At 51.8% G+C, this 21,506-nt stretch carries 16 protein-coding genes and 2 pseudogenes; 14 read left to right on the forward strand and 4 right to left on the reverse strand.

Features of this window, described 5'->3' with window-relative positions; genetic code table 11:
- Positions 1-25: 25 nt before the first annotated feature.
- Positions 26-1,288 (reverse strand): DUF2254 domain-containing protein, encoded by a 1,263-nt coding sequence (locus AAC019_RS05695; RefSeq protein WP_339897652.1) that lies wholly within the window; start codon positions 1,286-1,288, stop codon positions 26-28.
- 124 nt (positions 1,289-1,412) lie between these two features.
- On the opposite strand from AAC019_RS05695, the gene AAC019_RS05700 reads away from it, so the two are divergent.
- Positions 1,413-3,416: an alpha/beta fold hydrolase gene (locus AAC019_RS05700; RefSeq protein ID WP_339897653.1), complete on the forward strand. Its 2,004-nt coding sequence runs from the start codon at positions 1,413-1,415 to the stop codon at positions 3,414-3,416.
- 119 nt (positions 3,417-3,535) lie between these two features.
- Here AAC019_RS05700 and AAC019_RS05705 read toward each other — a convergent pair whose 3' ends face one another.
- Both AAC019_RS05705 and AAC019_RS05710 read right to left on the reverse strand, forming a co-directional pair.
- Complete coding sequence (locus AAC019_RS05705; protein WP_339897655.1) at positions 3,536-4,018, reverse strand: hypothetical protein; 483 nt, start codon at positions 4,016-4,018, stop codon at positions 3,536-3,538.
- Between the two features lie 503 nt (positions 4,019-4,521).
- Positions 4,522-5,013 carry a hypothetical protein gene (locus tag AAC019_RS05710; RefSeq protein WP_339897656.1) on the reverse strand — a complete coding sequence of 164 codons (492 nt, stop codon included), beginning with the start codon at positions 5,011-5,013 and terminating at the stop codon, positions 4,522-4,524.
- A gap of 498 nt (positions 5,014-5,511) precedes the next feature.
- Here AAC019_RS05710 and AAC019_RS05715 point away from each other — a divergent pair, with 498 nt between their 5' ends.
- From AAC019_RS05715 to AAC019_RS05775, 13 genes and pseudogenes are all read left to right on the forward strand, one after another.
- The gene (locus AAC019_RS05715; RefSeq protein WP_339897657.1) at positions 5,512-8,442 is read left to right on the forward strand and encodes a TonB-dependent receptor; all 2,931 of its coding nucleotides are present in this window, start codon (positions 5,512-5,514) and stop codon (positions 8,440-8,442) included.
- 179 nt (positions 8,443-8,621) lie between these two features.
- On the forward strand, positions 8,622-9,782 hold the full coding sequence (locus tag AAC019_RS05720) for a Wadjet anti-phage system protein JetD domain-containing protein (protein ID WP_339897659.1): 1,161 nt from the start codon (positions 8,622-8,624) through the stop codon (positions 9,780-9,782).
- Between the two features lie 135 nt (positions 9,783-9,917).
- Entirely contained in the window at positions 9,918-10,229 is a 312-nt protein-coding gene (locus AAC019_RS05725; protein ID WP_339897660.1) for a helix-turn-helix transcriptional regulator, read from the forward strand.
- Positions 10,229-11,440 carry a type II toxin-antitoxin system HipA family toxin gene (locus tag AAC019_RS05730; protein WP_339897661.1) on the forward strand — a complete coding sequence of 404 codons (1,212 nt, stop codon included), beginning with the start codon at positions 10,229-10,231 and terminating at the stop codon, positions 11,438-11,440. The genes AAC019_RS05725 and AAC019_RS05730 overlap by 1 nt, the downstream gene beginning before the upstream one ends.
- 255 nt (positions 11,441-11,695) lie before the next feature.
- Positions 11,696-12,739 (forward strand): NADP-dependent oxidoreductase, encoded by a 1,044-nt coding sequence (locus AAC019_RS05735; RefSeq protein WP_339897663.1) that lies wholly within the window; start codon positions 11,696-11,698, stop codon positions 12,737-12,739.
- Positions 12,740-12,769: 30 nt separating this feature from the next.
- A pseudogene (locus AAC019_RS05740) lies at positions 12,770-12,838 on the forward strand (type 1 glutamine amidotransferase domain-containing protein); the annotation flags it as partial.
- A 279-nt stretch (positions 12,839-13,117) separates the two neighbouring features.
- A pseudogene (locus AAC019_RS05745) lies at positions 13,118-13,711 on the forward strand (type 1 glutamine amidotransferase domain-containing protein); the annotation flags it as partial.
- A gap of 341 nt (positions 13,712-14,052) precedes the next feature.
- Positions 14,053-14,829 carry an ion channel gene (locus tag AAC019_RS05750; protein WP_339897665.1) on the forward strand — a complete coding sequence of 259 codons (777 nt, stop codon included), beginning with the start codon at positions 14,053-14,055 and terminating at the stop codon, positions 14,827-14,829.
- 380 nt (positions 14,830-15,209) lie between these two features.
- Positions 15,210-15,680, forward strand: a complete 471-nt coding sequence (locus AAC019_RS05755) for a hemerythrin domain-containing protein (RefSeq protein ID WP_339897667.1) — start codon at positions 15,210-15,212, stop codon at positions 15,678-15,680.
- Positions 15,681-15,694: 14 nt separating this feature from the next.
- A complete protein-coding gene (locus AAC019_RS05760) occupies positions 15,695-16,555 on the forward strand; it encodes an SDR family oxidoreductase (RefSeq protein WP_339897668.1) in 861 nt (286 codons plus the stop codon).
- 77 nt (positions 16,556-16,632) lie between these two features.
- Positions 16,633-18,000, forward strand: a complete 1,368-nt coding sequence (locus AAC019_RS05765) for an MBL fold metallo-hydrolase (protein ID WP_339897670.1) — start codon at positions 16,633-16,635, stop codon at positions 17,998-18,000.
- 232 nt (positions 18,001-18,232) lie between these two features.
- Positions 18,233-19,594: an Nramp family divalent metal transporter gene (locus AAC019_RS05770; RefSeq protein ID WP_339897728.1), complete on the forward strand. Its 1,362-nt coding sequence runs from the start codon at positions 18,233-18,235 to the stop codon at positions 19,592-19,594.
- Between the two features lie 275 nt (positions 19,595-19,869).
- A complete protein-coding gene (locus AAC019_RS05775; RefSeq protein WP_339897672.1) occupies positions 19,870-20,076 on the forward strand; it encodes a hypothetical protein in 207 nt (68 codons plus the stop codon).
- A gap of 95 nt (positions 20,077-20,171) precedes the next feature.
- On the opposite strand, the gene AAC019_RS05780 is transcribed toward AAC019_RS05775, so the two are convergent.
- On the reverse strand, positions 20,172-21,362 hold the full coding sequence (locus AAC019_RS05780; protein WP_339897674.1) for a zinc-dependent alcohol dehydrogenase: 1,191 nt from the start codon (positions 21,360-21,362) through the stop codon (positions 20,172-20,174).
- Positions 21,363-21,506: the final 144 nt, after the last annotated feature.

Raw genomic sequence — 21,506 nt, forward strand, 5'->3', positions numbered from 1 at the left:
GTAAGCTTGTAGTTTGTCCTGTGCATTAATCCCGCGTTGGTTTATCAAGTACCAACGCCTCGAGTATTGCAATGTCGTCGGCTAGTGGCAGCTCATGTTTGGCCAATGCTAGCGCCCGGTGCGACTGAGCTCGCGCGAATTTAGCAAAATCATCGCCATTGCTCGCCAGTGCGGCTAACGCTTTTTGCAGGCGAATTTGCACTTCTATCAGGCCGGCTCCATCGCGGGCGATAGGGCTGAAAAAATCCACAAACAATTCTTCCAGTTCGATACGCGGTACATAAACAGCGGAATACGGCACTTCAATATTGCTCACATCCTCAGGTGTCACCTGCCACTGGCTAATTAATCGTACCCCACGGCCCAGCACTTCGATGGCGGTGCCTGGGTCGTTAATGCCGGGTGAGAGCGCGCGCGAGGCGATTTCCGCCATGACGAGCAGGCCAAAGCGCGGGTCCTGATCAAATGAGCGAGTATCGCCAATGGTAATGGCCTTCACCAAGGTGCTTGTAGTCTCCTCCCGTTCGGGGCGCGAGATGTACATCAGCGCTTGGTGCGGATGAACAAACTTGCCCGGCAGACAGACGATATACACCTGGGCCTCGTGCTCAGTGGCCCAGTGGTTGAGTGCCTGCATATCAATGTGTTGCACATAGCCGGTGTTGTCGGGGTATATCGGATGACTGTTTTGGGGGATATCCGTTAGGTCATCCAATCGTTGCCCATCTAACCAAGGGTGCTCCCCGCGCCGTTTGATCGCCGCGCTGGCAGCACTTTCGACTCGGTCGGCAATTTCACTCACCCGCCCCAGGCGAGCCAAATGGTTAATCCAGAGCAAGATGGTGCCTACAATTAACACCACCACCGCAATGGTCACCAAAAATAGAATCACTCGCCCCTGATCGCCGTATAGCCCTGTGCTCAGTGCGATGATCCCCACTAAGGAATAGACAAACGAGCCGACAAAAGTGGCCAGAGCGTTTTGCGTGGTGGAATCTTCCAGTAACAGGCGCGTCGCACGGGGGGTGAGGTTGTTGGCTGCCGCGCTGTGGGCCGACACCATCACGCTAAGCGAGAAGGTGGTAACCGCCAGCATACTGGAGGCGAGAATCGAGAGAATCTTATCAACCGCCTCGGCGCCAATTAAGCCCGAGATGGACTCTGGGATAAAACCTTTTAAGGCGATGGCCATGAGCGCCGTGACTACCGCGAGAATAGCAAAGGCCAGAGTTCGCATCCACAAGGCGCGGCTTAGCATTAAAAATTTCCAGCCGAGTTTGGTTAGCATGGTGAACTCCGGTTCTGTGGTATTAAGGCTTAGGTCATACCGGGGCGCCCCGATTTGTATGACTAATGGCTTTTGTTTGCTAGAATCGCTGCCTGAACAATAACAGCATAAGTGGATGATGTTTATGGAAAAATATAAAAAAGCACTGGCTCAGTGTGTCCGATGTGTAATCTTTTTGGTCTTTGCACACGCCTCTAGCGCTGCCGAAGGCGATCAGCCAGTCGCCACACCCCCCATTGATCAGGTGGTTTCAGCGTACGGCCCCATGTCGGAAACTCAGCAAATTGCTCTGTCAGCCGATGGCACACGGGTGGCGTTTCGCAAGCTGACCGCCGAGCGCGATATGGTGATTGTCTACTCGCTAACCGAAAATAAAATGCTCACAGGGCTTAATGTTGAGGACATCAACCCCAGCGGTTTACGTTTTTTGGATGCACAGCATCTGGTGTTGTGGGCGTCGGACCATGGGCGCATTAGTAATCGGTATCGCGGCTCCTTTGATTTAAGTACCGCTTTTGTATTCGATGTCGACAGTGGCGATTTAGAGCGTTTGCTACGTCCCGGTGACGTGATTGCCGAGTACGCCACCCGGCTGGGGCGAATGGTTGGGGCGTCCAGCGATAATCAGTATCTCTATATGCCAGCGCCTGTACCAGAGTCTAAAAATGACCGCAGCCCCGATTTATCGCTGTTGCGGGTGAATCTTGATTCGCCGCGCAAGCCGCGTCAAATCGTCAAAGGTAGTTACGACACGCTCGACTATTTTATAGACGGTAACGGTAATGTGCTGGCGCAAACGGTTTACGATAATGAGACGAATCTGTTTGAGGTTAAGGTGCCGCGTGATGGCGACTGGGAGACTGTATATTCGCGCGAAACGGAGACCTTGGACGACGTTAGTTTTAGCGGCGTGACACCGGATTTACAATCCTTGGTGCTGCTCAAAACGGATCAGAACACGGGCCGGGTTGCTTACTACACCTTATCGCTGAGTGATGGCTCAATCTCAGAAAAACTCGTCGGTCGCGATGACGCCGATGTGGGCGGGTTAGTGACCAATTTTAACCGTATTGTGGAGGGTGTCTGGTATTCTGGTTTTACGCCCGAGTATCAGTTGTTTGACGCAAAGAGACAGGCTCACTTAGATAAAATAACCGCTCAGTTTCCTGGCCGTTATGTCATGTTGAGCGACACGACCCCCGATTGGCGTCACTTAATTGTGTGGGTATCCGGCGATGACACCTCCGGCGCCTATTATCTCGCCTCCGATGGAGAAAAACTGCGGTATTTGACCAGTAGCCGTCCCCGGGTGAGTGCCGATATGGTACAGCCCGTCGTCGAGCACAGTTTTAAGGCGCGCGATGGCCTGACGATCCCGACGCTGCTGACCTTACCCTTGGCCCATGCGGATAATCCGCGCCGGTTGCCTACGATTATTTTCCCCCATGGCGGCCCGGCGTCTTACGATCGAAAAACGTTTGATTGGATGGCGCAGGCGTTTGCGGCGCGGGGCTACCTCGTGGTTCAGCCGCAGTTTCGTGGCTCTACAGGGTTTGGCGCCAAGCATTACCAGGCCGGATGGGGCGAGTGGGGCCGTAAAATGCAAGATGACCTAACCGACGCGGTGGAGTACTTCGCCAAGGGCGGTCTGGCTGACGCTGATCGGGTCTGTATTGTCGGGGCAAGCTACGGCGGCTATGCGGCGCTCGCTGGCGCGGCCTACACGCCAGAGTTGTATCGCTGTGCGGTGTCTATTAATGGCGTCTCAGACGTGGAGGGGTTGATCGACGATCGTCGCTCCTACGGTCAGGATAATAGCTGGGTGGTGTCTTACTTTGAGCGCTCAATGTTTAACGGTGAGTATTCAAAAGAAGATTTAAAAGCGATATCTCCTATTTATGCGGTTGATAAAATCAAGGCGCCGGTACTGTTGATTCATGGTGAAAATGACACGGTGGTGCCAAAAGCGCAGTCAACAGAGATGGAAGACGCGCTTGAGGATGCCAACAAACCAGTCACTTTTATCGAGTTGGACGAAGATAGCCACTATTTGGAGAGTAATGAAACTCGTCAGCAAACGCTAAAAGCGATTTTGGAGTTCGTTGATCCTCACCTATCGGGTAGCTGATAAAATATGCTTGGCTTTCTACGGGCATATTTTCGGCCATTTTATTGATGGCTAGCCAGTAACGCTCAGCCTAACTAGTACTGCAAGTAGGCCCCGCTCTCAGCGGGGCCTTAACAGGCTTATTTAGCGCTGTACTTTAAGGTAACAAACTGACCCTCTTTTAAATCTGAGGTTTCAGCGCCGTCGTGTAAACCAGAAATCGCCACGGCCTCTGGCAAATCAATTACCCTTGGCGCGCCGCCGTCGGCGGGGCGTATCAAGGCAATATTCTGTTCTAAGTTCACCTCTAAGATCTCAGCTTTCACCACCGTTTGCGGTTTGGTAATTTTGTTGAGTTTTAATTTTACGTTTTGTCCTACCTCAACCGATGCCATGTCGGTGGACTTACGTCCATCCAGGTCGATTTTTGGCGTGCCGGTAAAACCATAAGTTACCAGCTCGCCGGTTTTATCGGTCAGCACGGTCAGGCTATTGGTTTCGTAGTCCACCGACTGAACAACACCTTTCAGTGTGACGTCGGCGGCCAGAGCAACGCTGCTAGCCGTAAGTGCCAGGCCCGCAATCAGCGATGAAACAGTAGTACGTGCAGTAAAAATAGACATATTCAAATCCTCTAAGCTGTCTAAGTCATTTCAGTTAATAAACGCTGTACAAGGTGAGTGGGCAAATCTCAGCCTTATTGCTGTACGCGAACCTTTGTTAACGATGTGTCGTCCGCGTAGGAAACATATTACTGATACTTTCTATCTTTTTGTTACCTAAAGTTACTAATTTTTATATCAATTGTTTATTTAAATCTAAATACCCTGATTTTTATTCTATAAGGAAATTAAAACGCGTTGTTATGGTGCGTTATCTTAAGTTGTGCTTATTTTTAGGGTGATTGCGTGGTAATTAGTAACATTATTTTGGTGCGCATGGGCTTGGCGCTGCCCTTAAATGTGGCGAGCCTGATAGGCGTGTTTAATGGGCAGAGTGGTCGGAGAATAGGGGCAGGTAATGAGGTTGGAGGCAGGGCTTACTGTTTTGCTTAGCGCGGAGGATTGGCGATGGGGTGATTGTGGCCGGGTAAACAAGTGGGCCTCGTGTGAGGCCCACAGAAGCATTATTGTGGCGCGTACTTAAAGGTCACCTGTTGGCCGGCCTCTAAATCTTCGATGCCGGCACCCTTATGCAGTCCAGAAACGCGAATGGCGTCTGGCAGGGCGATAGTGCGAGGTGCGCCGCCATCGGCAGGGCGGATCAGGGCAATATTCTGCTGTAGGTTCACTTCCAAAATCTCACCTTCAATAATACGGCTTTTGGCTTGTTCGGGCTCAATTCTGGAAAGCTTCAAAGTAACGTTTTGGCCAGGCTGTAAGCTGGACATGTCGCGTACCGCGCGACCGCCTAAACGTACTTTCGGGGCATCGGGAAAACGATAAGTCAGTTTTTCGCCGGTTTCGTCCGCGATAATAGAAACGCTTTTATTGGCTAAGTCCACAGACTCGATAACACCGGGTACTTTTTTGTTGGCAGCGCTGGCGCCTGCGGCGATGGTCAGTGTAAGGCCAGCAATAATGGTTTGTAGGGTCGAGCGGTTAGTGAAATTGAACATGGTTGGTTACCTCGTATCAGTCAACGCTAAATCAGCTTAAAGAGGGGATCACCCTCGGAGTAAAGCAAGCGTTATCACCTGCTCGATGCCTATTTTACATATCAAGGTTACACATATGTTACGACGGGTAACGAATGTGTGAATTTTTTGAAATTGGCGTTAATTTCGATAAATTGCTGTTTTTATATGGATAAATTGTTTTTCTTAGCAAAGAGAATCCCCCTTCTTGTGATGCCTGTAACGCAAGGTAACGATTCATGCGGCATCCTCGTCGCATGGTCTACCCATTGAGCCAAAGCGTTAACTGCGCGCTATGTTGGTAAAAATAATGAAACGCCTCTTGCCATATCTAAATTTTACGATTAGCCTGATACCAACTATCACAAAAGATTAATATAAAAGTTACCGGATAACATTGGTGGTATGGAGGCTGACACTGGAATTGGGTGTGTTTGCCTAAGCAAGCACAAAAAAGTAGTACATGGGGGAGATCGTATTTTGAACCGGTTTAGTTTTAAGCGCAGTGCGCTTGCAGTAAACGTAGCGCTGGTTGTCAGTGGTATGTCGTTAAGTGGAGTTGCAGCGGCGCAACAAAATCTTGATGAAGCGCCTATTGAAGAGGTAACCGTTGTGGGTGTGGCGGCAAGCCAGACACGCAACTTAGATCAAAAGCGCTTTAATGTCGGGGTGAGTGACACTATCACCGCCGAAGACATTGGTAAGCTTCCCGATACAACCATCGCCGATACGTTACAGCGTGTTCCCGGTGTGCAAATTCGCCGCTCGGCGGGTGAGGGGTCGACCATTAACGTGCGCGGCATGCCGCAAGTGACCGCGCTTATGAATGGCGAGCAATTTTTAAGTGCGGGATCAATCACCACCGTACAGCCAGATTTTACCGATATACCTGCATCGCTAATCTCGGGTATTACCGTACACAAAGCACCCACAGCATCACTGCTGGCTGGCGGTGTGTCCGGCACCCTGGATTTAAAAACTATTCGCCCGTTTGATCTTGACAGTGGGGTAACTCTGGCAGGCAATGCCGAGTTGGCCCAGGGCAGCGAGTCTAAGGGCGATGATGGCAAAGTGTCGGCATTTGCCGGCTTTAACGGCGATGATTATGGCTTGGTGGTAACCGCTACGTACGATCAAAAAACCATGGCGAATTATCGCAATGGCACCATCCTGAACGGGATGGAGTTAATTGGTGAAGATATTCGCGATCAGCGCGATTTTAATGGCGATGGCGACAACAACGATACCTTTTTGTCGCAGCGTTTTTACGGCGTAATGGATCGCGGCACCGAGCGCGACCGCTTTGGTTTAAGCGCGAGCTTCCAGGCTAATATTACCGATAGCTTGGAGTTTATCGCCGATGTGTTTTACACCGAGATGGAAGACGCCGACCGCAAGCAGGGCATGATGATCGACAGTGCGCGCGGCAACAACTGGGCCTACTCCGATCAGTTTGACGAGCGCTTAGCCGGCCCCCTGGGTGGCTCTATTTATACCGTCAATCGGGCCGAGCTGCAGGTGCGTCGCGTTAGCTCCTACGCCGAGTCTTTGACCAATGATCGCGATTCTACCAATGCGAATCTACAGCTTAATTATGAGGGCGAGGGGCCGTGGAGTGGTTCTTTGCGTTACCTGCACGGTGATGCCGGACGCTCGCACACCGAGAATGTGGCACACGGTTACCTAACCAGTGGTGCGCAGCACGGCCTATTGCGCAACGATGGCTCGGGCGCCGAGCCGGCTAACCCAAGGGGTTATGGCCCTGGCGATGCACTGGTGCAATTTGATCGCACAGGCGATTATATTTCGCTGCAGTTTGAGCCGGGCTTTGGCTCTGATATTAATCAGTACAATTTAGTGTCGACCTACTCAGAAAATAACTTCCAGGAAGATGCCACCCTTGATGTACTGCGTGCCGACGCTAAGTACAGCTTTAGCAGCAGTGATATCGCCAGTATCGATTTCGGTTTGCGTCAAGGTAAGCGTGACGTCACCCGGCAGACGCATATTCTTGTTGCGCCCTTTACCACTGGCGACTATTCCGCCGATGTTATGTGGAAGGATTCAGGTGCATCGCTGGGTGATACCAATGGCGACGGTGAAAACAGTGTTGCCGGTGGCGATATGACTCTGGGGAGCACCAACTATTACAGCGACATGCCACAGGGTTGGGTAAACGAAGTTAGCGACTTTGGGCCGGGCAGCGTGCCGGGCACCTTCTACTTTATTAACCCCGAGGTGATGGACGATAACATCGGCTTTCAAAACGCCATTTACCCGGGCAATAAAAAATTGGTTCAGCCCTCGCGCTCGTATCAAGTCGAGGAGCAAACGCAAACGGCTTATGTGCAAATGAACCTGGAAGGCGATATCGCCGGGTTAAGTTATGTCGGTAACCTTGGCGCTCAGTATGTTAAAACTGAGCTGGATATCCTGCAGAACATAATCGGTGGTGATCGTCCTTGTTCGCTGTGTACGGCATCAAATAAAATTGGCGAAGAAACCATATCGCGCAGCTACGATGACTTTTTGCCGGCGGCCAACTTTGCCCTCGATATCACCGAAGATTTAATTTTGCGTGCCGGTTACGCCAAAACCCTGACTAACCTTGATATCGATGATTTGGCGGGCGGCTTAAGTGTCGGGCGCAGCCGCGCGGGGGATGTACTGGGCGATCAGCTAGGGGTTAGCCCCGATCTACTGGTGGCAATCAACGGTACCCAAAATGGCAACCCGCAGCTAGAGCCCTGGCGCTCGGACAACTATAACCTGTCGCTGGAGTGGTACTTTGACGATTCTAGCCTGCTAAGCGTGGGCGCTTTTTACATGGATATCGAATCGTTTATCGAGCAAGGCACTATTACCAAAGGCTTGCCTGATGCCGACGGGGTGATTCGTCGTGAGTTGCCGGTGACCACCGATATTAATGGTGAAGGCGGCAGCATCGAAGGGTTAGAGTTTGCCTATCAGCAAGCTTTTGATTCTTTGCCCGGCATTTGGGGCGGCTTAGGGGCGAGCTTTAACTTTACCTACGCGCCCAGCGATAGCTCCAACGTCGATGTTTATGGCGACGAGTTGCCGATTCAGGATAACTCTGAAAAATCCGGTAACGCTGTGCTCTGGTACGACGATTACGGTTGGCAGTTCCGTATTGCGGCTAACTACCGCAGTGACCGGCTCGACCGTTTAGCCGATGCCATGGGCGAAGGAGTTGTCCCCATCTGGACGGATTCGACGGTTTACGTTGACCTGTCGGCCAGCTACGACATTAACGATTACGTCAGTGTCTATGTACAGGGCAGTAATATTACCGACGAGTTTGAAAACCAGTACGCCCAGTGGGATGACTATGTCATTACCCAAAACGTCTATGAAAGCCGCTGGTCGGTAGGTGTGCGCGGGCGCTTTTAAACGCCTGTTTTGGTTTTGCTAAGTTTTACTTTCGCCTAGTTTCCCAGGCGTATCCTCTTGGCCCCGATGCTTGCATTGGGGCCTTTTTTTTAGCTTTTGCTCGAGCTGCTTCCCCCCAGGCGCCGGCTACTGAGTCTGTTACACTGTAAGCCATTGCAACTGCCTAAACGCTTATGGTTATGACGCATTCGACAACCGCTAATCCTTCTAAAATAGGGCCGCCGGTTTGGTGGAGCCCAGAGCTGCTGCCCTGGCGTTTGCTGCATCGGTTTCTCGATCAGCTCGAGGCGGGCCGCCGCCCTTATATAAAAGTTACGCCTAAAACTGTCCCCGAGTTGTACGATTTTCAGGGGCAAGATGTTGAGTTTTTGTGGGCGCTGCTGGATGACCTCGACCGCCAATACCACATGCTGACCATCAAACGGGCGCGGGTTGCACCCCAGCAAGAGCCTTACGACAACGCGCAAATTTACTTTTTACCCGATAAAGAGCCCGTGGCGCGCCAGTGGTTAAATCGGCCCGCACTCGACCCCTACGCCATAACCTGGGCGCACGAATTGCAGAGAGTGTCCGATAAGTTTGAAGACGCCGGCGATGCTCTTAAGAACCGCCACATTCGCGCCAAGGGTATGTCGGCGGCGCAAGTGGTGCGCGCCTTTGCCCGTATCGGTGACGAGCTGCAACAGCCTATGTCGCTAAGGGCACTGTCGGCCCGCTGTTTTGCCGGAGACTCTAAATTTTTAGAGCCGCACGAGTCGCTGGTGCGTGCCCTTTACCCGGCGCTATCGCAGCAGCTACAGGTGCGCCCGGTTATGTTGGTGGTGCATCTCGGTCAGCCACTCACGCACTTATTGTTTGTCGAAAACCAAGACACTTTTTTAATGCTGGCAGAGGCTAACTTGCCCGGCATTACGGTGATTTACAGCGCCGGCTTTCGCGCCAGCGCGGCGCGAGTGCGTGAGCCGGGCCAAGCGGTATTTTCCTTTCTTAATCCCCAGGCCGATATCGCAGGCTTTAAACAAGCGTGGTTTGGCGGCGAGGCTCGCTCGCTGCGGGTAAGCTTTTGGGGAGACTTAGATTATGCCGGGCTGGCAATTTTAAAAGCGCTGCGCCAAAGCTTTACCCAGCTGCAGGCGTGGCGCCCAGGGTATGAGCCATTATTGCAGCGGTTAAATAGCGGGCTGGGGCACACTCAGGCGTCGGGCGTTAAAAACCCGCAACCCGACCCGGGCGTAACCGGCTGTGAGTATGCCGATACGGTATTATTGCCGGCCATTAGGCGCGAGCAGAGTTACGCCGACCAAGAGGCGGTAACTCTGTCTGACTTACTCTTCGATTAATTCAATATGCCTATATAGGTATTATATGGCTTAATATATGCCTTTATAAGTATATATATTTTGCTCGCCCCGGGCTTTTGTGATACGCTGTTCGCTTACTTATTAACCAGCATGCATTCTGGGCGCGAGGTTTTTATGCCGGGTACCGATTATCAGTTGGGCATCGACGAGGATGCCAAACGGGCCTTTGAGATCTTTGCCAGCAACCTTAAACAGGCGCGCAAAGCGCGAGGCTGGACGATACAAGAGGCCGCTGCGCGCGCGCTATTATCGGTTAATGCCTATCGGGCGGCCGAGGCTGGCAACCTGGGTACCGCCGCCGGCGTGTACCTTGCCGCGCTAAACGCCATGAACTTAGCCGATGCCGTGGCCGATTTAGCCGCGCCACATCGCGATGATGTAGGCCGGCAAATTCAGCAGGCTAATGCCAGGTTGCGCGAGCGCTAATGGCTTACCAGTCAGCTTATGTATTTGCCCGCCTGGCCAATGGTGAGCGCCGCTTGGCCGGCACCATCACCTGCGAGCCACCGCTGGCTGAATTTGTCTACCGCAAAGAGTGGTTGGCCGAGCCCGCAGCCTACCCGCTAGACCCGGTCAACTTACCGTTGGTTAACCGCACATTTCGCACCCAAAACCCCAAGGGCACTTTTGGTGTATTTACCGATGCCGGGCCCGATGACTGGGGTACGCGCATTATGCTGATGCACCACAACAGCAGCCCGCAAAATGAAGTAGAGCGGTTGCTGCGCACCAGTGGCGGCGGGGTAGGGTTGCTGGAGTTTAGTTTGTCGCGCAGTTATCCGCGTACCCCCACCGATTTGCCCGGCATTGAGCTGCTTGATGAATTAGCAGCCGTTGCGCAAAAGGTTCAGGAGCGCGAGCCCCTTACGCCAGAGCAGCTCGCATTAATTGAGCCGGGTTCATCCATGGGGGGCGCGCGCCCTAAAGTGGTGGTCACCGATGGCGCCAGCCAGTGGTTGGTGAAGTTCTCGCGCGAGCAGGATTTACTGAACATCCCCGCGCTGGAGTATTTAACCATGACGTTATTGCGCGAGGCGGGTATCCGTGTGCCTGCAATTGCCTTGCGCGAACTGGGGGCGGGGCGCAGCGCGTTTTTGATCGAGCGGTTTGATCGTATGGCCGGCCAGCCTCTACATTTTGTTTCGGCCAACAGCCTGTTTAACACCTCTCGGCTGCGCCGTGTGCGCGACTCGCGTAAAAACCCTTATAGCTACGTAAACCTCGCGACTATTTTGCGCAAGCATTCGGCCGAGCCGGTCACCGATTGTCGCGAACTCTTTACCCGCATGGTATGCAATATTTTGCTGGGCAATACCGACGATCACGCCCGCAACCATGCCATGGTCTACTCGGTTAGTGCCAGGCAGTGGCGTTTATCACCGGTGTACGATGTGCTGCCCACCTTGGGTGGGGTGCGCGGTCATCAGGCTATGGGCGTGGGCACGTTTGGCGCCGATGCCACGCTGGAAAACGCCCGCTCGCTGTGCAAGCTGTTTTATTTTAATGCCGCCGAAGCGCAGCGCGAAATAGACAGGTTGCACGGGTTAATCGCCACTTTACCCGAGCGTGCTGTTAAGGCGGGCATGGCCGCCGGCGAGGTTCATATGCTGCAAGGCGTTTTAAACGTTAACGCCTAACCTGCTGCGGATTTGTGTCATTCGTCTTACCGCTTGGCTTATATCGTCTAAACTTATGTAAAGCTTGTCACGCCTGCGTATCCGCGTTATCTCCCTTGGCGCTATTATCACCGTATAAAACTGTGATGGCTTCGCGATCTTTTGATGTGACACTTTTTGTTGCTTGATTCGCCCCTTGTAATAGTAAGCCGGTAACCTCACCTAAGTGCTTATTGGCAGCTCTTCTTTCATCGTAAAATGTTTTCGAGGTTTGTTATGTCCCAGTCAGCATCAAACAATCGTCAGCTACTGCTGGCGTCTCGTCCTGAAGGCCGCCCAACGGCCAAAAATTTTAAGCTCAATGAACAGCCGTTGCCAGCGCCTGCCGACGGGCAAGTCCTGTTACGCACGGTGTTTTTATCCATCGACCCCTATATGCGGGGGCGTATGAGCGACGCCGAATCTTACGCCGCCCCGGTGGCGTTGGGCGACGTGATGGTGGGCGGCACCGTGTCTCGGGTAGTGAGCTCTAAGCTTGACGGCTTTAACGAGGGCGACTGGGTAGTGGGCTTTACCGGCTGGCAGGATTACGCCCTATCCGGCGGTGACGGCCTGATGAAACTCCCTGACAGTCTTACCGAGCCTTCCTATGCGCTGGGCATTTTGGGGATGCCGGGTTTTACCGCCTATATGGGCTTACTGGATATCGGCAAACCCCAGGCCGGCGAAACCGTTGTGGTTGCTGCGGCCACCGGCCCGGTGGGGGCAACCGTGGGGCAGATTGCCAAAATCAAAGGAGCCCGAGCCGTGGGCGTAGCAGGGGGCGCCGAAAAATGCCGCTACGCTGTCGAGACGTTAGGCTTTGATGCGTGCATCGATCACAAAGCGCCAGATTTTGCCGAGCAATTACAAGCCGCTTGCGGCGATGGTATCGATGTCTATTTTGAAAACGTCGGCGGTAAAGTGTTTGACGCGGTACTGCCGCTGCTTAATACCGGCGCCCGTATCCCACTGTGCGGCATGGTGTCTATGTACAACAGCACAGGCTTACCTGATGGGCCTGATCGTTTGCCGCTGCTGATGGGTACACTGCTTAAAAAGCGTGTTTCGGTAAAAGGCTTTATCGTGTTTGACGATTACGGCCCCGAAATGCCCCAGTTTATGAAAGAAATGAGTCAATGGTTAAGCGAGGGCAAGATCCAGTATCGCGAGCAGCTTGTAGAAGGCTTAGAGCAAGCGCCCCAGGCGCTGTCGGATGTGCTTGATGGAAACAATTTTGGCAAGCTTGTGGTGCGTGTCGGTCCAGACGAGTTGAGCTAAGTCAGTAATTTATTAAGCTATGAGGTTAGTATGAAAGTATTAATGGTTTTAACATCGCACGATCAATTAGGTGATACAGGCAATAAAACCGGTTTTTGGGCGGGGCCTGCCTACACTGTGTGAGCTACCTCTGTTGAAACTAAATAGCTCTCAATTAAGGCGCGAAGAGAGCAGTTTGGTTATTCCAAATAAACGATGAGCAACGCAGAGTGAGAGCTATTAAGTTTCAACCTGAAAGGCTGGAGCCATTATTCCGACCAGCTGCGTTTCGGCTCGCTAAGATAGAGGAACTATCCCGCACTCGCAGCGCCTTGCTGGGCGAAAAAATGGCAGCCTGCAGAGGCAGCTCACACAGTGTAGGCAGGCCCCAAGTTTACCGCGCCTTACTACACCTTTTTAGGTGCGGGCGCCGAGGTTACCCTGGCGTCCCCCAAAGGCGGGCAGCCGCCCCTAGACCCTAAAAGTGATGACCCCGACGGCCAGACCGAGTCGACCAAACGCTACGCGGACGATACTAATGCGCAACAAGCATTGGCAAACACTAAAGTTTTGGCTGAGGTAAATGCAGACGAGTTCGATGCCGTATTTTACCCCGGCGGCCACGGCCCTCTATGGGATTTAGCGCAAAGCGATAAATCGGTCGAGTTAATTGAGTCCTTTGCTAAGGCCAATAAGCCTCATGGCTTTGTGTGTCATGCGCCAGCTGTACTGCGTGATGTTAAAGGTTCCAGCGGTGCGCCTTTAGTGCAGTGTAAAAAGGTAACCGGCTTTAGTAACAGTGAAGAAGAGGGCGTAGGGCTTACCGAGGTAGTGCCGTTTTTGCTGGAGGATATGCTAAAGGAGAAGGGTGCCACTTATCAAAAGGGCGATGATTGGCAGAGCTACTCGGTTATTGATGGTGCGCTCGTTACGGGCCAAAACCCCGCCTCCTCAGAGCAGGCCGCAAAAGATCTTTTGAGCCTGTTGGGTTAGTTCACCTCACCTTTACTCCACATTGGGAATAAATTTTTCCCGCTCTGGTTTTGCTCTAAATATGGCGCTGATTTCTCAGCGCCATGTCATTCTGATAGTCTAATAGCGTCTTTAAATTACTACGCGACGAGACTTCTATGCCGCCACTTTCCATTTTTCAGGCCGCTCTGGCCGCTCTGATTATACTCTTCACCTTATTCGATGCTTTTGTAACGATTCTAAGCCTGCGAGGTGGCGGGCCTGCCACATCTCTCATCTCCCGCAAGTTATGGCAGTTGATGTTGTTTTATCACCGTATTAAACCGTCGCATAAATTCCTCGCCGCGAGCGGACCACTGCTGATGATTGTTATTGTAGCCTTCTGGTATGGCATGCTGTATCTCGGGTGGTTTTTGCTGTTTCAGTCGGCCGAGGCTAATATCGTTAACAGCAATACGCTTACCGCGGCCAGCAACCTGGATAAACTCTATTTTACTGGCGTAACGCTCAGTGGCCTTGGCTACGGCGATGTCACCGCTAATCACTTTCCCTGGACGTTACTGAGCACCTTAGCGGTAAGCACCGGAACCTTGTTAACGTCTCTGGGGCTTTCGTACATCATCGCGGTTGTTCCGGTTGCACTCGAGAAACGTCAGCTTGCCACTCAAATCAACTCGGTCGTGGATGACCGAGGTGGCATTGTTGAGCGCTTAGATGATAAAGCGAGCGTCGATTTCGTTTGGCAGAAGCTGTTTGATATTCAGTTAAACGGCATGAAGTTTTCCACTAAGTACGGGGCCTATCCGGTAGTGGCCTATTTTCACTCATCGCAGCAAGACAGCGCGTTTTCAGTTGCTTACTTAAAAGCGGCGGATATTTTATTTTACATTGCCAATCATCCGAACAGCGCGTTAAGGCCAACCCCTGTAGCCGTAGAGACCGTAAAAAACCTCATTTTTGCTCACTCAGAGAACTTAAGGCATGTTGTCGCGGATGAATCCACCGGCCTTGAACGCTGGCCCGATCGCTACCAGCCAATATCCAGTCTCCCACAGGGCGATTCCGGGCTTTTTAGTTGGGAAGAGTATAAGCAACTACGGGGCTTATTAGTCACCGCCTGCCTTTACGATGGTTGGTAGGCATTCTTCCTATGGCAATGAGATTGTTAATGATCATTCTATATTCGTCGTCGGGGCTGTAAATAATTCATAGGATTGTGGCCTTTACGCTAACAACGTCGATTACTGGTGCCACTTATTGTCACGCCTTCGCGCTAGAGCCCGTCGTTAACGGGCTTTGGCTGTCTCATCCCTTTTTGGCACGGCTTCTGCAACTAGCAGGCTGTTGAAAAACGTTTTCGAGGCAGTCAATGCAAGGCGAAATCGGGCGAAAAAGCGGAGTTTATGGTTTATAAATGAGCACTTTTAGCCCGGCTTCAACGCTGCAGTGACCACGCAGATAGTTTTTCGGGAGTCTGCTAGCCGTATACCTTGATTTAATTAGGCCAAGAGGAATTGTTATGTCTATTTACACTTATTTGAAGAAAGATCACGAAAAAATCAAAGACTTGATGGACAAAATTAAAGTTTTGGGCCCCGACGAGTCTGCAGAGCGAAGCGATCTATTCAATCAGCTAAAAGCAACCATCATTGTTCACAGTAAGGCCGAAGAAAAAGCCTTTTACGACCCGCTTAAAAATCACTCCAAAACCGAAGACGAAGTCGAGCACGGTGAAGAAGAGCACCAAGAGGCTGAGCAGCTGCTATCAGAGCTGACCAACTCAGATCTAACTGGCTCTGCTTGGTTTCAGAAGTTTTTATCCCTTAAAGAAAGCCTTGAACATCATATCGACGAGGAAGAAAACGAGGTCTTCTTTGATGCTAAGAAAGTTCTGGATGGCGAGCAAGCCGACTTTATGGAGACGGCAATGCGCAACGAGAAGCAGCGTCAGGTTACCGACCAATCTATTGAAAAACGTCCTCACATCTAAGCGGGAGGCTAGTCATGGGTGATAAACCATCTTCGTTTGCGCATCAACATCAATCTCACCAACCCGGTGATGAGCGTAAGATGCAGCCACAGCCCGAGTCGTTTATGAAGGACTATAAAGCCGCTGGCAAGCTCAGCGGCAAGATCGCGCTTGTGAGTGGCGGTGACAGCGGTATAGGCCGCGCGGTTTGTATCGGCTTTGCCAAAGAGGGCGCGAATGTCGCGTTTATTTACAAGGATGAAGACGCCGATGCAGAAATCACCTGTGAGCATATTCGCAAGGCCGGCGCAAAGGCTTTGGCGATAAAGGGAGACATCGCCAGCGCCGATTTTTGCCGCGACAGTCTGCGCAAGACAGTTACTGAGTTTGGCGGATTGAACGTTTTGGTTAACAACGCCGCAGAGCAGCATGTGCAAGAGGACATCACGGATATCTCTGAGGCGCAGCTTCGCCGAACCTTCGATACCAATATCTTTGGTACGTTCTTTTTGACTCAGGCCGCCATGGAGCACTTGGGCGACGGTGACAGTATTATCAATACCACCTCCATTGTCGCCTATCGCGGCAAGTCAGTCTTGTTGGACTACGCCGCCACTAAAGGCGCGCTAGTAGCCCTGACGCGATCCTTGGCCGGCAGTTTAACCGAGCGCAATATCCGGGTAAACGCAGTGGCGCCCGGCCCGATCTGGACGCCACTCATACCCGCGTCTTTTAGTGCCGACGACGTTGAGAATTTCGGTGCTGGTTCCCCAATGGGGCGAGCTGGTCAGCCGGATGAAGTCGCGCCTAGCTATATATTCTTAGCATCAGACGATGCGAGTTATATGACCGGGCAAGTGCTGCACCCAAACGGCGGTACCGTGATAGGTGGGTAGTGTCTAGGTGATGGCCAATGTCTAGGTGATGCGTGCTTGACCAAGGTTTATTTCTCTAGATCTTAGAGGAGACCCATATGGAACTCGTTAGAATAGAAACGCCAAAAATCTCTCATTATGCTTATGTACTAGCCGACGGCGGCGAGGCGGTGGTGGTAGACCCGCGGCGAGACGTGGATGCTTATCTACAAGCCGTACAGTCGTTAGGCGCCCGTATTAAATATGTCATGGTCACCCACCGGCAGGAGGACTTTGTGCTCGGCTCCACCCATTTGGCGCAGGTCACCGGGGCCGAAATTATCACAGGTGATCATGAGCTATTCGGGCCTGGAACCCAGCGGCTGGCCGAAGGGGAGTGCGTTAGTGTTGGTGATATAACGCTTAAGGTGCTGCACACACCAGGGCATACCCCCGAGAGCTGCTCTTACGCGATATTTACTCCACAGAACAAAGACAGTGCCTGGGGCGTATTTACCGGCGATACGCTGTTCTTTGGTACTACCGGTCGAACTGATTTACCGGATGCTGAGAAATCCATAGAAAACGCCGGCCTTCTGTACGACTCCGTGCACAGCAAAATTGCTGACTTGGGTGATACAGCCTTGATACTTCCGGCCCACGGGCCCGGTTCGGTGTGCGGCAGTGGTATGGCCCACAGGCCGTCGTCGACGTTGGGCGACGAGAAACAATACAACGACGTCTTTACGCTAAATCGTGACGAGTTTTCACGCAAAAAGGGAGGCGAAAACCTTCCGCGTCCCCCGTATTTTGAGCACATGGAAAAAGTTAATCTGGATGGTGGGATGACGCCACGCGTACCGTTTTCGACGCCATTGCTCGATGTGCATACTATTGCCAAAGCGCAGAGTGAATCACTGTTGCTGGATTGCCGCGAGCCTGAAGGGTTTGCCGGTGGCCACGTATCGGGCAGCTTTAGCGTTTGGTTAGGTGGAATGCCCGTATTTGGTGGTTGGGTCGCTGATAAGCAATCCACTGTGTATTTGGTATCGGACCGCGATCAGGACGTTGAAGAGGCGGCGTTACATTTGAGTCGTATCGGTATCGATGGCGTTGCCGGAGGGTTATCAGGTGGCTTTAGTTCATGGCGGAGCTCAGGCCAGCCCATTGAAACCTCCGGCGTTATAACCCCGTTGGAGGTTAATCAAGCTGGCAGCTCTTTACAGGTGCTTGATGTGCGGGAGCTGGATGAATTTTCTGGCGGGCATATTCCCGGCGCTAAGCACATGTTTGTTGGTCACCTTCAAGAGCACCTTAATGACCTCGGGCTCCACCCCGAAATGCCCGTGGCGGTAACCTGTGGCGTAGGGCATCGGGCCGGTGTTGCTGTCAGTATTTTACTTCGGGCGGGATTTCAGGATGTCAGAAACGTTCTCGGCGGTATGAGCGCCTGGAAGAAACTAGACTTGCCCCTTGATCGTGATTAATAGTTCATCGGTTCTTTCGTAATCGTCGAAGCATAACGCGCAACGCCCTACAAATTGCATGCTCGGGCCAAACCTCTTTTATGGCTTCGAGCGGCCCCGTTGCATCCGTTAAATGTGGGTGGTCGTAAAACAGGCGCTATTAACCCATAAATAGGAGATAAAAGAATTGTTTAGACAGTCCTCCCCAAAAGCACCCGAAGGTTGGAGTAAGCTGCGTTGGTACGGGCCTGGTTTGCTTTGGATGCTCTCTGCAGTAGGTACCGGCTCTATATTGTTCACCCCTAGAGTCGCGGCCGTTTATGAATACCAACTATTTTGGCTGCTGCTTTTGGTGGTCTTCTTTATGTGGGTCATGATCCGGGAGATGGCGAGGTTCTCCATTGTTACCGGTCAGACGATGCTCGAGGGGCTTAGTACTCTAAAGGGGCCTGCTAATTGGGCGGTCTGGTTTATATTTGTCCCGCAACTGCTGGCAGCAAGTGTGGGTATCGCCGGTTTAGCCGGTGTGGTGGGCAGTGCTTTGCAAAGTATTCTGCCCGGTGGCGCCAGCCTATATGCATGCTTGTTAATCGTGTTGAGTACCGTGTTTATCGCCAGCGGACAATATTCGGTGATCGAGCGCTTCAGCCGGGTTATGGCGCTGCTGTTGATGATTATGGTAATCGTCGCTGCGGTGGTTGTATCGCCCAATGTGAGTGATGTAGTGTCCGGGATGAAACCCAGCTGGCCCAGCGATCCAGATTTATACATTATTCTCCCCTGGGTCGGGACGATCCTCGCAGGCTCCATGGGTATATTGTGGTTTGGCTACTGGACAGCCACCCGGGGCTTTGGTGGCGGTATCGAGAGCCCCGATGAGGACGACGAATGCGAGCATTCAGCAAGCTCGGAGGACGCCAACCGACCAGATGAGGCAGCCCGTCAGGAGCGAGCGCAAGGTTGGATAAAAGTTATGACCGGTGCCGCCACTCTGGGTGTCATTGGTGGGCTGGTGGTTATCACCTCTTTTTTAATACTTGGCGCCGAACTGCTAGCCCCAGAGGGCAAGGTTCCCAAAGGGGCCGGCGTAGCGGTAGACCTTACGGGCTTGTTTTCTGATGTGTGGGGTAGTGTGGGCGAGTATCTCCTGTTAGCGGCTATTGTCATTGCACTCGGCGGGAGTGTACTGGCCAATCAAGACGGCTGGGGTCGCAGCTTCGCTGATATTACCTTGATTCTAACGCGCAAACAGCGAAACTCCGGCGAACTTAATAAAGCCTTGATGGCTGCAAAACGCGCGGCCGGGAAACTTGGCTTTGCACTGTTTAAGCGCCGCCACTTAAAACGTATTTTTGTTATAACCATCACCGGTCTGGTGCCGATTGCTATTGTTTTGGCCTTTAAAAACCCCGTTAAGGTTATGTCGGCCTCTGGCATTATTGCGGCGATGCATACACCCTTTATTGCCTTATCTGCACTGTATGTAAACCGCACTCGTTTGCCAAAAACGTTACAGCCAAGCTTAATGGTTACCATTTTTATGGTTGCAGCAGGTATATTCTATTTGGGTTTTGCAGGTGTGTATTTGTGGGATTTATTGCTGAATTCTCAATAGCGTAGAAGATAATTAGCATTGGACATGGATTTACTGTTAATAGCGATAAACCCTTTGACTGGCTCTCAACGTATATTTGCCGGAGGACAGAGGTCGCCGTCCGCGGCCTGGCCATTCCTTTTGTCTATGGATTGTGGTGTGGCTATAGTTTTTGGCAGATGATGTCACCCTCGAAAGCTGTAACACAAGCGTAGACCACTCTTTACTTATTTTGGGAAACCTGATAAATAATTGTCTGATTGTTTATCGGGTGAGCCTTGGCTAAGGAGAAGGTAATGGTGGAGGCAGTAGGAGTGTTGAAAAACGTTGGCAATATTGATAAGGACAAGCTCCTTGAAATTGAAGCCCAGCTTAAAGAAAAAGGGTTTGATAAGGCTTCGAAAATTTCGAAAAACGATAAATATCGTTATGCCATAACTTCTCAAGTTAGCCGGCAAGGCGACGCGAGAACCACTCAATATACTATTCAGTGGATTGAGTAGCATAAGAATATGGCTGTAAGGTCGTACGCTTATTTTTATGCCGGCAGCCCATCTTTTGACGCGCTGCCGGCATAAAAGTCCAACCATCGAAATATTTATAACGTAATTTCTGCTTTTAGCCAGCCCGACTCTCGCTTATCAAACTCTTTATAAGCGTCGATAATCGAAGGCATATCCTCGTCTTTAGTTAACACACCAGCTGTATCCAGTGCTCCAGAGCGAACCAGGGGGATCAGTAAAGGAATGTACTTGCGGTGTGGGCAGTTGCCCATGCGAATCGTTAAGTTACGGTTCATTGCTAAGCCGATAGGAAACGTCTCGAAGTTAGGTGGGTAGACCCCAATAATTGATAGCGTCCCAGCCTTTGCTAGAGAGTTGATAGCCCACCGTATTGCCTGTGACGGGGCGTCGCCAGGCTGCCAAAGCTCTCCATCAGGATTCTGCTCTGGGGCCGCTTCTTTTTGCTCTCGTTCAAAATCGCTATTCTCGTCTCCGTGGTTATGAGGGCATTTAGCGTCCACACCAACGGCGTCGATGGCGCTGTCGGTACCTATGCCGCCGGTTAGCTCGAGGATCTTTTCAACAGGGTCTTCTTTTTCGTAATTAATCACCTCTGCACCTTGACGCCGAGCGGCCTCCAGCCTATCTGGCCGAGAGGATACGGCAAATATACGTCCCGCTTGCATAGCTTTAGCAGAGGCAATAGCCAGTTGCCCGACAGGCCCACAGCCAAAGATAGTAACGCTGTGGCCCGGTTTGATGTTTGCCATATCAGCGCCAAAATACGCGGTCGGGAAAATGTCGGAGAGTAGAATCGCCTGATCGTCAGTAATATCATCGGGCAGCTTGTATAGATTTACTGAGGCGAATGGCACACGGGCCTTTTCGGCTTGAAGCCCGTCGAAGGGCCCGGTTTGCTCTGGTCCTCCGTAAAAAGAAGTCCCCGATTGCGCTCCGTGAGGGTTAGCGTTGTCGCATTGCGAGTAATAACCCGCTCGACAATATGAGCAATAGCCGCAGGCGATAGTGGATGGAATGACGACCCGGTCACCGACCGACAAATTCCGAACATCCTCGCCAATCTCTTCAATGACGCCTACGCCTTCATGACCTAAAATTGTGCCTTTCTTTAGGCCAGGTACCGTACCCCGTACAAAGTGAAGGTCGGTGCCACAAATAGCGCTGGCGGTGATTTTGACAATGGCGTCAGTCGAATTTTTTAGGGTTGGTTCTGGTCTGTCTTCCAGGCGTATGTCGCCGACTCCGTGAAAAACTACAGCTTTCATGTTGATCTCCTAACGGTTGGTTTCAAGGGTTGTCCGGCTGTCTGCTTTAACGCAATTCAATCTATGTGTTTTGCGCCAGCTTGGTTGTCGTATCTCGATATTCGTATCGACGTGATCACCACATGCGGGTCGAAAATAATGTGG

The sequence above is a fragment of the uncultured Gilvimarinus sp. genome (assembly GCF_963975215.1).
In the GTDB taxonomy this organism is placed as follows: domain Bacteria; phylum Pseudomonadota; class Gammaproteobacteria; order Pseudomonadales; family Cellvibrionaceae; genus Gilvimarinus.